The following is a 14,053-nucleotide window of genomic DNA, read 5'->3' as shown; positions in this document are numbered from 1 at the left end:
CGAGTTTGTAATAATACAATTCTATTTTGACATTGGCATAGGTGAATATATAAAAAAATTAATAACATAATAATCTTTTACATTCCTCTTGATATTTGTGACTCATATTCTTCTTGAGCCTTTTCTTGTTCAACTTTCTTTTGATTTCTTAAGAATTGACGTTCTGCTTTTGTCTCAGCACGGATGTCCTGCCGCCACAAGCGACTAATTTTATTAAACGAGCCACCCCGCACTGGTATATGATCACCTATGTACTTTGAATTTGGGTTTACATTGTTGATCAACGGTTCGGAGGACATTTTTTTTCCCTGAGGGCTAAATGCAATTTTAGTTTTATCTGTGTTAATACGCTTATTGCGTTTTTTAACATGACTTAGTAGTTCAGACATTTGTTGGTCAATATCATTTATTGAGGTGTCTTCAATTTTTGCTAAATGTTTATAGAGTTGATTCGCTAAGCGTTTTTTCAATTCATCTTCCTTATTCTCAGACCATTTACGTTGCCCCTTATGCATTACACCCTGGTCTTCAATATTAATGGCGTCATATTCTTGTGCCAGTGACTTAAAACCTTGATATTCGGGTTTTAGCTCCTTTGAAAACAAATCATCCAACAGTTGATCAGTTAATATATTTGCCTTAGCCATCTTGCCTTTGCCAGACGATAATTTTGTATTGCCTACCTGCCATCGCCCTTTCATGTCTTGAGGTAAAGCATCATAAATTTGCTTGATGGCTTTGGCATGTCGGTCATTTAAAAGGTTCTCTGGCGCTGCCTCAACAATTTCTTGTTTAAACCCACCAACACCTTTTAATATTTCCTGATGCCGCCTTAATTCCTGTGATGACATTAATTGTTTTCTAAACTGTCGTTTGGCTTGTTCAATCAGTTCCAAAGGTATAACACCTATTGGCTGCCCTTTATACTTACCTTCTTGCTTGATCATCTCTGGACGCGTTTCTTGGCTTTTTTTTGCAAACCACAGATGCATGTTTAGGTGGTCAGTATCCTGATGAATCACACCAAACCAAACAACATCATTTTCATCTTCTCCCAAAGGTAAATTAAATCCTTTGTTGATTAGCGTCTTAGCAACCTCTTGTTCTGCATGCTTCAATTTATTTTGGTCTATCATACGAGTTTCGGGATCATAGAGATTGTTTTGAACTAACCAATCGCCTCTGATTGAAAAAGCGAGTTCATGGATATTATTGCCATTTTTTTGAGCCTCATTCAAGTCTTTTCTCAATACAGAAATATCGTGATTATCATAATTTAGTTTATCGCGACCAAATATTGGATGCGTTTCTGTTACCGAAGAATTGCGGTTAGCATAGCCAGGCTTGCTAAATTGTTTCTTTAAGTCAATTAAATCGTTCATGGATTCATTATTGAGATCACTTGTCTTCTCAGAATTATCAGCATAATCAACTAGGTCTGAGTATTTTTGTCCCTTCATATCTGCTGTGCTAGACGTGACAAACTGCACTGGTAAATTGACCATTGCCGTCTTTTTTTCACCCAGGGCAAATGCAGCAATTTCACCAGTCTTCGCCATTTTGCAATTCCTCCATAATCTCTTCTAAACTACCAAAGTCTTGTTCATAGTCAATTGTCAAACGGCGGGCTGTTCTGGAGGACATGTTCAGCATTTGAGCAATTTGCATGTAGGATTGTTGATAGTTATTAAACAGAATTAAACTTATCTGAGCCAAATAGTACGTACGATTATCGCGTTCATGTTGACTGTCAGCCATCTCACTAACTTGAGTAGGATGGTGCCAATTGAATTCATCAAGTTGTTCTAAATACTTTGTCAATTGTGCTTTTCTTTCACTATGCTTTTTAGTCATCATCTAATTGGCCTCCTGTCTGATGGTATTTTTTGATTAGCTGCTTATCGCGACTCCGAATTTTTTTATATACTTCATAAGATTGTGCCAATTCATTGTTTGGATTGAGTTCTGTTGGTGTACCAAATTGTTGGAACTCTGTGGGATTAATTGGGTTGATGGCGTATTTAACAAAACCATTTTCTAAATTAATGCCTTCTGGAATGTATTCAAGTTGACGTTGCTGCATGGTTAAAAGAAAGCCTAATAAATTCTCTACATTTGCCAATTGCGCAGTCAATTTTGAATCACTTTTTATGGAGTTGGCATCATTTACCTTCTGGGCTAGTTCCGAGTAATTGAGACGTGCATTGTTAGCATTGATGGCAATATTTTCTACGAAGAAGTGCAAAGCAAACTTATAGACACTACTTCGACTAAACTTCGCATTAAGAGCATTTGGGTGTCTTTCTATCCAATGCTTCATTTGTTGAAAATACCATTCTTCATCTCGTGAATTTTTTATTCCAATCATTGTTGGTCTTTCATCAAAAGTTGATTGATTGATGTCAAATTCATTTAACAAATTTTCAATAAGCTCTAGTTCTGATTTAACCTCTAAAGGAATATCTTCGGGTAAAGTTGTATCATATTTTTTATTCAAAACATTTCTTCTTTTGATGAGTGCCTTCATTTGACTTGTTTTGAATTCTATTGCATCTTTCACTTATTCACTCCTTTCTGCATTACCGTTTAAGTAGTTGATTGTCCAGCCATCTTGAACGTTAAAAACATAGATATTAAATTTCAAAGTATTGTCATTTGACTGTGCCATCATATGGACACCACGGGGTACTAACTCAACATTTTTGTAAATTGGTTTGACTTGATAACGCACATAATTATTTTTTGACTGATGCAAATAATCAGCAATTTCTGTTTCATAAGTCACCATACTTTTTGCATTCACTCGACTATCTGCATTGAATTGTCGTGTCCCTGTGATCAAATTTTTGGCTTCATTGTTTAGGCCAGTAAATTGATACCCAATCAGATGACTACGGTTGTATAACCAGTCTGTAGTATTCGTTCCAGTTTTAATGGCATGGTATCCTGGCGTTTTAATTGTTAATCGTTCACGCGCTTTATACTTTTGAGAGGGTGGCATCAATTTTTGGTTAAGCGATGCATTAGCAACTTGTGGTCTGCCTAACCAATCTAATGACGAAAGTTTTTGCCAGCCACCCTCTTTTATTTGTAAATCATCCTGACTAAAAGTTGGTTGGTTATGATTGACTTCAACAACTGTTTGACCATTATATTTTAAGTTGGCTAGCTCATCATTTTGTGTCGGTGAATTACTTTGTTTTTCAATATTAATCAGTTGTGATTGGGAACCTATTGCTACAATTTTTTGCAAAATCGAGATACGGTTTAAATACACAACACCTATCAATATGAAAGTACTTAATAAAATCCTTCTCGCAAAACGACCACGTTTATAATTTTTCATTTGTACTCCTTCCAATTATTCAAACTCATCAAAGTCAATCGACTTTGGCAAATTTTTTTCCTGAGGGCGAGCGTTTTTTTTAATTCGTTCTACCTCATCATTTAAGTCTGGAAAATACATTTCAATTCGTGCCAGAATTGTTTTAAACATTTCACCAATAGCAATTGTATTGTCATTTAATCCGTGCACAACATTATTGTTAGCCATGATCAAATCATCGAGATAAGTATGCAATATTTTTGCTGCGCTATCTTCTTCAAGTCGCTTAGCATAGTCTTCAATTTGTTCTCGAATTAATTGACTTGACGATACATTTTCTTTTGATGCTTGTGCTTCAATGATTTTCAAAGCATGTTCATCAATGTTTTTAATTGTTTTTGTTATACCTTTCATACAACCTCCATAAAATACTTAATGAATTGGGAACAGGTTAAGGGGAAAGGAAAACCTTGTGGTTTTAATCCCGCCGTGCGGGCCTTTCAAGGGATTACCTCAATGAATTACAGTTAAACCATTTTTTAACCTGCGTTTAACCCTTTTTAAACCTTTATTTGATTGAAAAAAATAGCCCATTAGGGAATTTCTTGAACTATTTGTCATTACAAATCTGTTGCTTTTGGCAACAATGATTTGCCATCTTCAACTTGCTTTTTCGTCTTTTGATATTGATTAATATTTGTCTTAGCACGTTGAATATTTTTTTGTGCATCACTGATTTGTGTCCTTATTTGAGTAATAGCATCACGCGCATTATCAATGCTAGTTTGTGTGTCTGAGTCATCAGACTGGGCGAGTAATTTTTGATACTTTTTGATTGAACTCAGTTGTTGATCAATGGCTTTTTGGTATTCAACAATCGCGTTCGTATTCTTTGAAATGAGTTTTTGCTGTGCTGCAATTTTTGCTTCACTTTCACTCACTTCGAGTTCCTTTTGAGTAGCAAATGTTAGTGTATTTGACTTAGAAACTTTGTCACGATTGATGATGAATTTCCCACTTGCGGTATTACTGTTTGCGCTAGTTTTCTTTGCACTTGAACTATCTGCAACTACGCTACTTGGCGCTTCGACTGTCGACGTGTTGATGCTTTTATCATGAGCTGTTAGTGTTACAGCATTGAAGTTATGACTCAAGTTTTTAAATTGGACCACGAGTGTATTATTTGAAGTTGGTACGACACGGCCTGTCACTTGACTGCCACCATGATCAGTTATAGCAGTAAATTTAATTTTGCTAATATCAACCAAATCTTGATCAGAAACAGCTCCGTCAGAGATTGTATAATGCAGTTCCAACACACCGTTATTTTTATTAAAAACACTTTTTGTGAGACTGGCGGTTTTGTTCAAAGTGCCAAATGAAACAGGTGTATTTAATTCCGTACTTGGCAAATTTGAAGGTCGAGGTGTAATGTTAACCATCACAGTTGTCCCAAAAGCTATCAGAATAAATAGGCTAAATATGGCAATTAAATTGCGACGTTGATGTTCCAAAAACCAAGTACCAAAGCGACTAAATCTTTGAAACATATTTCGGAATTTATCAGCTATTGTGATTATTGCAGTCATTTTCTTACCCCTCTACATATTCAAATGCGTTACTGCTAAAGTCAGGGTATGGTGGTAAATCCATATCAGCTATTTCAGTCTCCTGAGTGTCGGGAACCTGTGTTTGAACAGCAGGCTTTTTTGATGACGGATTTGATTTATAGATGCGGAATTGTGTCACTTGATTTTGCATGGCGTATATTTTTTGACCAGTATTTTTATCGGTGTAATTGTGATTGCGCATCACAAATTCAACCTCCACTACTTGACCAACATCAGTCACATAATCTCGAATCAATTCTGCCGTTTTGTTAAAAGCAACATAATCAATATAAGTGGCTTTGCCATCTTTTAGATCGTTGATGGCTAATTTGAAATAGGCAATTTTAGTTTCATTTTCGCCCCTTACGGTAAAGTTTACGTCACGAACTAAACGCCCTACGTGGTGATTAATTTGCATAATAATTTCTCCTCTTTTGATCTAGTAAAGTAATAATTGGTGTCAATTGGTTGACTAAATAATCTTGAATGTTATTTGGTAGTTTAAATACAGGAATTTGGTCACCAGATTCAGAATAATGAATGCCCTTTAGGACTGTACAGCCGATGTAATGATTCCCTAGACAATCATCAAACAGCTCACCTTTGACTTTCATCTCACTTGGTTTTAAGCAAACAAAGGCTTGTTTTTTGGTTGGTTGAACGAGATTGTGTTTTAATTCCTTAACGAGAATGACGACATATTTGGTTTGTTGCAGTTCGTGTAAACTTTGCTCATCCAACAGCGTTAATTGTCTGACTTTCATAATCTCTCCCTTTCGGTCTTGCAGCTTCATGGAACGGTAAATGATAGCGTGTCATCAGTGTTTGAATTGCTTTAAATGATTGATAAGAGGTACGGTATAACCTCACTGCGCCATCACTTTCTAATTCATGATTTTCAATTGCTTTGATAACTTTTCGGCTGAGTTCACCTGATGAATTAGCCACAAAAAGTATATCTGCATTGAAGAAATCTACTGCAATAAATATGTTGTATTGGTTTGCCATTTTGTCTCTCCTCTCTCAATTTAAAGTTAAAAGCCTGATGCCGATTGACTTGTTGTGACAGCAATTCTCAAACGATTTTCCAGGCCACTCGCGAAGTAATTGCCATACTGGTTAATATCAATCAAATGGTCGCTCATATATTCCAATTGCTTAGAACCAATTTTTGATAGAAATAATACATTGCTGACGTCACCTTGTAATTGTCTTTGTAAAGTCAGAACAGAATTACCTTTTTCAAGTTCGGCCGTCAAAAAGTGATAACCACGGTCAAGTGCCCTGACAACAATTTGTGCCTGTTTTGGCTCATTCAGAAGTAAGTCTGGAATTAAACCTTGAACCACATTTCGTAACTCAGGATTTTTTTCAATTATTTTTCCGATTGCGATGAACGATTGTTGAAAATTATTTGAACCATTATTATTATTTGTTTCGTCCTCATCCAAATAAGGGGTTTCAGTTTCACTCAAATTAGTCTCACTACTCTCAGTCTCACTTAACTGTCGTTTTGACAGTTCTTGACCTGTCGTTTTGGCAGTTCTTGACCTGTCATTTTGACAGTTCCGGAACTGTCGTTTTGACAGTTCCTTGTCCCCCAAGAGGTTAGCCCTGTGGATAACTTCAAAATCAGCATTTATGTTACCAACGTACAATCTGTTTGGTTTATTTAACCCCTGCCGTTCTTCTTCAAGTAGTCCAAAATCTGCTAGTTCTTTTTTTAAACTAATGACTTTTTTCTCACCAACACTGAGGATTGATTGCAGGTCACTGTTTTTGTAGATCAAGTAAACATCACCATTTTTATCAATCCAATTATTTTTAATTGATAACAGAAAACGATCACGTAGAATGGCATAAGCCATTTTCGTTTCAAGCTTCATGTCGGCATAGAATTCATTTTCAAATAGTGCTTTTGGAATTTTATAGAATCGTTCGTTAGTTTCAACCTGATCTCTGCTAACTCGTTCCATTTTCCTGTGCGTGTCTTGGTCATTTGTCATCAGCAGTCCCCTCTAATGTCGCAACAATCTCTTCAAACGGTACATCCATAATTTTGTAAAATTTTATGAATGTCGTTAGTTTTGGATTGTGACTCGGATCAGTTTCAGCTTTTGAAATCGTCGCTGTTGACAATTCCCCTTTTGATTTCACGGCCAATTCCAATTGTGTTAGTCTTTTTCGTTCCCGATAAGCTTTTACAATTGATCCAAAAGAATGTTTCATTTTGTCTCTTTCTCCCTTGTCTTAGTTGTCAATTTCCATTGATTTTATTACCAATAATTAACCGTCATGACGACGGTTTCTTAACAATTTCTTAATATTCAGGCTGTTTTTAAGCAAAAAAAATAAGCCCACACAGGACTTATGAGCTTTTAAAATAACGAATGTTACAAAAACGTTACTTTATTTCAAATTATTGACTTTGGATTTTTTGTAAAACGTGTAATCCCTTGTGCGCCAACGTATCAACAAGCCTCTGTTACGTTAGATTATGCACGGTACACTTTAATTGGTATGGCGGATGTCAACCTGAAAACCACATGTTTAATATTTTAGTAAACTTCTGGTAACACGTATGTAAAACTAACGAAGATTATTTTTATATCAGAGCACAACTTTTTTAAGAATATCATGATTTTGTCTAAAAGTAAACTGCATGTCCACGCTTTTAGAACGTCGATACAAAGGCTTTTAGCAATCTAATTACTCACTATTATATCAAATATTTCAATCAATTAAACCATTTTCAAATCTTTATATTTTAAGCACAACAAAAAAAGACACTTCTAGTGTCTAAAGTTCATTATTTTATTGTTGTGCTTAAATTCGCAAAAAATATTGAAAAATAATAAAATTACGACCTGAGCCTTTTGTTAATGGCCATTATAATACTAATACTTTCGAATCTTTGGTGGGATGTAATTATTCATAAAATCGAATATTATTTCTAGAGAATCAGAAAAAAGTAATTTTTGACGATCTTCCACAGTTAAGAAACCATGCGCTGTCATAGTATCAAACATTTTTTTTAACTCATCATAATAGCCATTAATATTATAAAAAACACACGGATTATTATTGTTGCCTAAGCGTGCCCAAGAAAAAGCTTCGATAATTTCTTCTAGTGTTCCTGGTCCACCTGGCAACGCAAGACAACCATCTGATAAGTCCAGCATTTTTTGCTTTCTAACAGACATATTTTCTACTATCGTTAAATCAGTTAGTCTTTCTAAGGCTGCACCTCTGTCAGCTAATTGATTTGGAATGATACCATGAACATTACCACCAAAATCTAGTACTTGATTAGCTAGTATACCCATCAAACCAACTCTACCGCCACCATAAACCAATTCAATATGATTCTGTGCTAAATATTGACCTAATTCTTTAGTAGCAGTTACTACTGCAGAATCTTTCCCTAGTGATGCACCACAGTAAACTGCCAAATTTTTCATTTTTATATAACCCTTTTACATATTCTAAATTTAAATAAAACTGATTAATTAAAACGTTGTTTCAATTTCGTCTGACTTTGTGCTATTAAATCATCTAAATCTATATTATATTTTTCGCTTAAAATCAGTACTTGATCTAAAACATCAGCTAGTTCTTCTTTTAAATGTGCATTAAGCTCTGACTGATTTTGCATTTCTTCACCAGGATGATCTCTGCCTAGTTCTATTGCTCTAATACATTGGGCTAATTCACCAACTTCTTCAAATAAAAAATTTAATCTGATAAATGTCGAATATTGAAACCAATTGCGTTTTTTATAGAAGCTTGTTAACCACATTTTATGTTCCTGCATCACTAATCTTCCTCCTTAGTGTTAGTATGTATAGTATAATCAATGCGTACTAATTGATTATACTATACATATATATTTTATAAAATGAGACCTGTCACTTTATTTAGAAATATTAATTTAGCCACTACATTACTGACTATAATTGGTTACCCTTCATCATTTTGGCGCTCTTCTAGCATGCGCTGTTTACGCTTTTCATAAGCTCTACGGTAACGTTGCATGGCTTTATATTCTTGTTCAAACACTACCATTGGTCTTTTGCCGTCCAATGCTTGTCTAAGTGGCATGGCATTCATTTTTGAAGCTACTTCATCTAGTTGTCGTTGCTTCACATCTTTAAATGACGTACCTTTAGGGTACCAATCACGTAGCTTACGGTTTCTGTTTTCATTTGAACCACGTTGTTGTGGTGATGACGGTGTAGCATAGTATAGCTTGATTTTAAGCTCTTTTTGAACATATTCTAAAAAGTCCCATGAGATAAATTCAGAACCATTATCAGCGGTAATCGTTCTTACTGCTTTGCCATATCGTTCATAAAATAGCTTAAACGCATCAACCATATCACTAGATTTTTTACTACGAACTAATACCAAAGCAGTAAACCGAGTTTTTCGTTCAGTAAATGTCATAATCGCAGTCGTATCTTGATACCGTAGATTATTCATTTTAGCAGGCAGAACTAAATCAATTTCCCAATGACCGAACTGTTTACGACTTTCAACAACCTGTGAGCGATCAAATATTGAGTGGCGGACTAATTCTCCGTCATTTTTTAGTTGCTCACGAAGTCTAGCAATTTCACGTTCTTTAGCACGTCTTGTTTGCGCAACAGCTCTTTCTTTTGGTGTCCCATTTTGTCGATGATACTTGTGTTTGCGAATATCAATTAAACCTTTTCTAGCCCATAATCTAATGACTGATGCGGAGACATCAACATCTTGAACGTTGCCAGCTATTTGTTCAGGTGTCCAATGTTCAACATTAACCCAAGTTTCAATGATTTCTTTTAATTCAGGTGTCAATCTTGAACCGGTACCCATTTTACTACGTTTCTTTAAGGCTAGATATTGACCACGTTGTGCCGAATACTTGATACGTGCGTGTATATCCATATTCAAAAGCGTTCGTCTATCTAAATGCGAAAAATCAAGTGTGTTGCCACGGTGTAATTCACGTAGTATTGATGACGGTGTATAGCCTAAACGCCTAGCTATATCCGCTTGTGTCATTTTCTCAATATTCCACAAGTATTCAATCATGTGACGTTGATTTTCATTTATATGTGGTTGGCGCTTTCGTTTTTTTGGTGTTTCATCACTCATAAAACGTATATACTCCTTTATTATGATTATTGAAGTTGGGAATATTCCCTTATAACAAGTTTACCATTTCACAATGTTGTCTATTATTTTATTTTTTAACTTATCGAAAAACAAAATTATAAGCATATCAACTGTTCACACAACATTGAATTCATCAAGAACCTTTTTTACATCAGCTAGTTCTTCATAATATTCAGATAGCCAACGAGTATCTAAACGCATACGTTCAAGTTCAGGTAGTAAATTGTTTTCCAAATTTTTTGCATGTTCTGACAATTCCCTCAAAATAAAGGCTTCATAATTGTTTACATCATCAAATGGTCTAAAGACTTCATCAGTAAAATCAACAATATTGTGAATGCTATAAGCTATCTGCCCTATAATTTTGTTATTATCAGACCATTTTAATTGTTCACGCAAATGACTATCAACCTCAATATCACGTAAACAATCAACATAACGATTGATGATGCGATACCTTAAATTGTCAATTGCTTTGTTTATCATCACATTGCCCTTTCTCTTAGTTGCTTTTTAGCTTGATACAACTGTTCTTCAATCTTATTCAAACCACTTTCAGTGTTGCGATCAGTTCCCTTAATCAGCAAGTCTAAATCACGATAAGCAAAGGTTAGCTCAATTGATTTTGAGACCAAATCTTGTACCCTTGATGCTAATTCTTTGTTAAAAAAAAGCACATCTCCGTATGTTTGAGATTGTGCTTGTCTGATTTTAGCTTGTAATTGCATTGATACGCTTAACGTTGTTTGAAAGTTAGGCGCACCAGCCTTGAATTGAAAGCCTTGTCTATCGCTTTCTAACGTTTGGTCTAATTGACTATATAAGTCTCTAAATCGTTCTAACTGCTTAATATACAGCTCTAATTGTTCCGGCTTTAACCATATTTTTGTTGGCATCTTACTTTATCCTTTCAGTTTTAATTGCAAACAAAAAAGCTAGTACCTATCAAGCACTAACTCACTTTGTGACTAATCATATATATTTGTACGAACCGTCAAACCTGTTTCTTTACGAATTTTCTTAATAATTTCCGGTATTTGTTCTGTATATGAACTATCCAATCGTGCTATTTGTTGTGAATGTGTTGCACGACCAATCTTATACCATTCAAAAAATATATTGACCTTTTTTGAGTAGATTTGGTCTACAACTCTCACTTCATATATCGTATTAGGTTGCTTAGCAAACATTTCTTTAATATCCCCAATTACCGCATCAATTTGGTTCATAGCTCAAACAGCTCCAGTCGTTTTATTTACTATAACTATTATACGAACAGTTGTTCCCTTAGTCAACAGTTAAACACTCTAAATTATTTAGGGTAAATACTGTTTATCTTTACCAGTTTCATCAATAATTCGTAATGGTTCACTATAAATTTGTTGAGTACTCATAGTACGTCTAGGTGCTGGATATTCCTTTTGTAACTTACGCATCACATCTGCTAGCGTAGTGCCTATCATGTACTCATTCTTTGAATGCCAACCAACTGCTTTATACATTATCATGCCCCCTTTCCTTGTTCATCATCTTCGTTGTATTTTTTAGTCGGCTTTTCAAAGTTGATATTTAACTGCTTACTTGCCTGTGTAATCGCATTTTTAGTAGTTGCCATAACCAGTTTTTCGTGTTCAGCCGATAATTCCACTGCATTGATTGCTTCAATGATTTCATGCCAATGTCCTGTTTTCTTCAATACCGCTAGACTAGGCACAACCGACTGTAAAACCCATTTTTCAATACGCTCAACACTTTGCTTTTTTGGCTCTCTAACAAATTTCATTTTCTTGCCTAAAGCTGTTAGTAACGACCAAGCAGGCATCGGCTCAACCGTTGCTTCAATCTCATCACGCACTGTATCTGATTTCAATTGTTGGTCATCAATTTTGCCATTAGTAAACCACAAATAGGTATACAAAATATCAAAGGTTATATCCACCAATTTCTTATCTTGATTAAGCCACTCATCAAGGACATACTCTGCTTTATCTTGATGCAATTCTAATTCCACACGAGTTTTTACATCAGTGTCATAGCCTTTATTAGCTTGTTCTTTGTGCTTATCATAGGCACGGATAACAAAAGGCGACTTACCAAAATCAACCGTCCAGCCGTCATCAACGTTGCCATGCACTGCATAAGACTTTGATTTACTCCAAAAACGCTTTTCCTGTACAGCCTTAACAAGGTCATTCATGTTCAGCAGACCCCATTTATCATTGATTGCAATATCTAATCGTGTTAGATGCCCCCGATATAATCGTGCTTTTGCAAAAAAGTCATGCCAATTCATACTCTGCTCTAACAAAGCTTTTTCAAACAGCCGTGTGCCTTTACCAGTTAAATAAAGCGTTGTCCCAAATTTTTGATCCATAGCCTGTGTTTCTGGGTTTTTCACTGGCGCAAAGTCTTGTATGTAAATATTTTTTTCGCCAGCAAATGCCATTTCACGAGTATAAAAGTTTTGAGACGTAGGACGTTCTAAAAACAAATTTTCCTGCAAACGTAACACATCAGCAATCACTTGCTTTGAAGTTAAATCTGGGAACGTTAATGAAACCCAATCGAATTGTACTTCAATGCTTTCTGCTAAATCTGGATAGGCTACTAACAATTTATCAACAAACTTATCTGATATTTTTTGTTCTCCATTTTCAAAACGAGTAACTGTTTTTCTACTAATATCCAGTGCAGTAGCTAATTCTTGTTGTGTTATCCCAAGCAGTTGTCGCATCAATATTAAATTATCATTTGTTAGTTCTGGTGCATTTAAATCTTGTGTCATAATATTTTTCCCTTTCAATAGTTGGTATCGACCAACGTTTTTTAAATCGACTAATTTTTCTAATTCAGTTGAAGCCGTATTTTGTATTTTTGCATCAGACTGTTTAAGTTTTGCCTTAAAGCCTGATAATTCACTACCAGTAATTTCATCAATCGCAATCTGACTACCGATATTAGGTAATTGTCCCAATTCAATGGCTGGTACAGTTACGTTATAAGTCTCAACAATTTCATCATTCAATTTCATACCAACCATGATAAGTATTTCCAACGATAACCGTAAACTATGTTGTGTTGTGCCTAGAAATATAGGTGTATAAGCTGTTGGCTCATTGTTAATCGTTATCATGTCGGCTTTCCTTTTTTAAAATGTCCCATTTGGTACTTTCAAAGGGACATTTTTGTTTTTTGTTCTAAATGGCTTCATACCGGCGTTTGTTCCCCATATTGGGTTGACGCTTTCAGCGTTTTTACCGGTTTAACCCCCCTGTTAGTAACTGGGGGTTAAAGCCTTTTTGGTGACTTTATTTTTGGCGCATGTGCCAGTCGCTTACAAATGCTTTGCATTTGCTTAACAGCGACCACGCACCCAGCCCCAACGCTACGCTAGGGCTGGGCGTGGCACTGTCTCTTCCTTTGGTCGAGCCACGCCTAAAATAAAGTCACTATGTACATAAAGCCCCGGTCTCTCACAGGACATTTGCTGTAAAAGACTAGAGCTTTAACAATAGTTACTTACTTAATATGTGACAGTTGATCCAAAAGACCCTCAATATCCTTTGTACGATTGACACCGTGTGTCTGCAAAGACTTAGCCGTACCAAGCAAAAAACCTAAATTTTTACGTAGTTCTGCAAAGTAAGGTGGAAGCATTGGGCTAACAGCACGTAACTGTTCCTCATCTGCCATTGCTTTTTTAAGTTCATCACTTAGTTGAGCAAGGTGTTCAAGTCCACCTATCTTTTCAATTGCCTTCAAATCTTCAATTGATTGAGCGGACAAAGATTGAATTTTTTTAACTTCTAAAGCCATAATTTTTTACCTACTTTTTCTTTTTAAACTACAAATATTTAATTAACAGCAAAGCCAAACACAGATGCTAAGTGTTGGACTTCTTGCGTGGTATTTCATCATTTCTAACTCCTATTTTCTACTAGACCAATCAAGGTTTACA

At 35.4% G+C, this 14,053-nt stretch carries 20 protein-coding genes; all 20 read right to left on the bottom strand.

Annotated elements, in window-relative coordinates; genetic code table 11:
• Positions 1–77: 77 nt before the first annotated feature.
• Positions 78–1,559 carry an IS110 family transposase gene (locus GJV51_07485; GenBank protein ID QGM25822.1) on the bottom strand — a complete coding sequence of 494 codons (1,482 nt, stop codon included), beginning with the start codon at positions 1,557–1,559 and terminating at the stop codon, positions 78–80.
• Entirely contained in the window at positions 1,543–1,857 is a 315-nt protein-coding gene (locus GJV51_07480) for a hypothetical protein (protein QGM25821.1), read from the bottom strand. The genes GJV51_07485 and GJV51_07480 overlap by 17 nt, the downstream gene beginning before the upstream one ends.
• On the bottom strand, positions 1,847–2,560 hold the full coding sequence (locus tag GJV51_07475; GenBank protein QGM25820.1) for a hypothetical protein: 714 nt from the start codon (positions 2,558–2,560) through the stop codon (positions 1,847–1,849). The genes GJV51_07480 and GJV51_07475 overlap by 11 nt, the downstream gene beginning before the upstream one ends.
• Complete coding sequence (locus GJV51_07470) at positions 2,561–3,346, bottom strand: DNA-entry nuclease (GenBank protein QGM25819.1); 786 nt, start codon at positions 3,344–3,346, stop codon at positions 2,561–2,563. It lies immediately after the preceding gene.
• Positions 3,347–3,361: 15 nt separating this feature from the next.
• Positions 3,362–3,739: a hypothetical protein gene (locus GJV51_07465; GenBank protein ID QGM25818.1), complete on the bottom strand. Its 378-nt coding sequence runs from the start codon at positions 3,737–3,739 to the stop codon at positions 3,362–3,364.
• A gap of 206 nt (positions 3,740–3,945) precedes the next feature.
• The gene (locus GJV51_07460) at positions 3,946–4,914 is read right to left on the bottom strand and encodes a hypothetical protein (protein QGM25817.1); all 969 of its coding nucleotides are present in this window, start codon (positions 4,912–4,914) and stop codon (positions 3,946–3,948) included.
• A 4-nt stretch (positions 4,915–4,918) separates the two neighbouring features.
• Entirely contained in the window at positions 4,919–5,353 is a 435-nt protein-coding gene (locus GJV51_07455) for a single-stranded DNA-binding protein (protein ID QGM25816.1), read from the bottom strand.
• A complete protein-coding gene (locus tag GJV51_07450) occupies positions 5,343–5,699 on the bottom strand; it encodes a hypothetical protein (GenBank protein ID QGM25815.1) in 357 nt (118 codons plus the stop codon). Before GJV51_07450 ends, GJV51_07455 begins: the two co-directional genes overlap by 11 nt.
• A complete protein-coding gene (locus tag GJV51_07445) occupies positions 5,668–5,943 on the bottom strand; it encodes a hypothetical protein (protein ID QGM25814.1) in 276 nt (91 codons plus the stop codon). The genes GJV51_07450 and GJV51_07445 overlap by 32 nt, the downstream gene beginning before the upstream one ends.
• 26 nt (positions 5,944–5,969) lie before the next feature.
• Entirely contained in the window at positions 5,970–6,941 is a 972-nt protein-coding gene (locus GJV51_07440; GenBank protein ID QGM25813.1) for a Replication initiator protein A, read from the bottom strand.
• Positions 6,931–7,164 (bottom strand): helix-turn-helix domain-containing protein, encoded by a 234-nt coding sequence (locus GJV51_07435; protein ID QGM25812.1) that lies wholly within the window; start codon positions 7,162–7,164, stop codon positions 6,931–6,933. The genes GJV51_07440 and GJV51_07435 overlap by 11 nt, the downstream gene beginning before the upstream one ends.
• Positions 7,165–7,832: 668 nt before the next feature.
• On the bottom strand, positions 7,833–8,396 hold the full coding sequence (locus tag GJV51_07430) for a TIGR00730 family Rossman fold protein (protein ID QGM25811.1): 564 nt from the start codon (positions 8,394–8,396) through the stop codon (positions 7,833–7,835).
• Positions 8,397–8,440: 44 nt separating this feature from the next.
• The gene (locus tag GJV51_07425) at positions 8,441–8,749 is read right to left on the bottom strand and encodes a hypothetical protein (protein ID QGM25810.1); all 309 of its coding nucleotides are present in this window, start codon (positions 8,747–8,749) and stop codon (positions 8,441–8,443) included.
• Between the two features lie 146 nt (positions 8,750–8,895).
• Positions 8,896–10,074 carry an IS30 family transposase gene (locus GJV51_07420; GenBank protein QGM25809.1) on the bottom strand — a complete coding sequence of 393 codons (1,179 nt, stop codon included), beginning with the start codon at positions 10,072–10,074 and terminating at the stop codon, positions 8,896–8,898.
• Positions 10,075–10,209: 135 nt separating this feature from the next.
• A complete protein-coding gene (locus GJV51_07415; protein ID QGM25808.1) occupies positions 10,210–10,581 on the bottom strand; it encodes a hypothetical protein in 372 nt (123 codons plus the stop codon).
• On the bottom strand, positions 10,581–10,991 hold the full coding sequence (locus tag GJV51_07410) for a hypothetical protein (protein QGM25807.1): 411 nt from the start codon (positions 10,989–10,991) through the stop codon (positions 10,581–10,583). The genes GJV51_07415 and GJV51_07410 overlap by 1 nt, the downstream gene beginning before the upstream one ends.
• A 72-nt stretch (positions 10,992–11,063) precedes the next feature.
• Positions 11,064–11,324 (bottom strand): hypothetical protein, encoded by a 261-nt coding sequence (locus GJV51_07405; protein QGM25806.1) that lies wholly within the window; start codon positions 11,322–11,324, stop codon positions 11,064–11,066.
• An 87-nt stretch (positions 11,325–11,411) separates the two neighbouring features.
• Positions 11,412–11,597 carry a hypothetical protein gene (locus GJV51_07400; GenBank protein ID QGM26119.1) on the bottom strand — a complete coding sequence of 62 codons (186 nt, stop codon included), beginning with the start codon at positions 11,595–11,597 and terminating at the stop codon, positions 11,412–11,414.
• Between the two features lie 2 nt (positions 11,598–11,599).
• Positions 11,600–13,228 (bottom strand): helix-turn-helix domain-containing protein, encoded by a 1,629-nt coding sequence (locus GJV51_07395; protein ID QGM25805.1) that lies wholly within the window; start codon positions 13,226–13,228, stop codon positions 11,600–11,602.
• 386 nt (positions 13,229–13,614) lie between these two features.
• Positions 13,615–13,911 (bottom strand): hypothetical protein, encoded by a 297-nt coding sequence (locus GJV51_07390; protein QGM25804.1) that lies wholly within the window; start codon positions 13,909–13,911, stop codon positions 13,615–13,617.
• Positions 13,912–14,053 lie beyond the last annotated feature (142 nt).

It is taken from the genome of Leuconostoc mesenteroides subsp. mesenteroides, assembly GCA_009676745.1.
Taxonomy (GTDB): domain Bacteria; phylum Bacillota; class Bacilli; order Lactobacillales; family Lactobacillaceae; genus Leuconostoc; species Leuconostoc koreense.
Note: the sequence above shows the minus strand (reverse complement) of the source record. Positions and strands in the feature narration are given on the sequence as shown.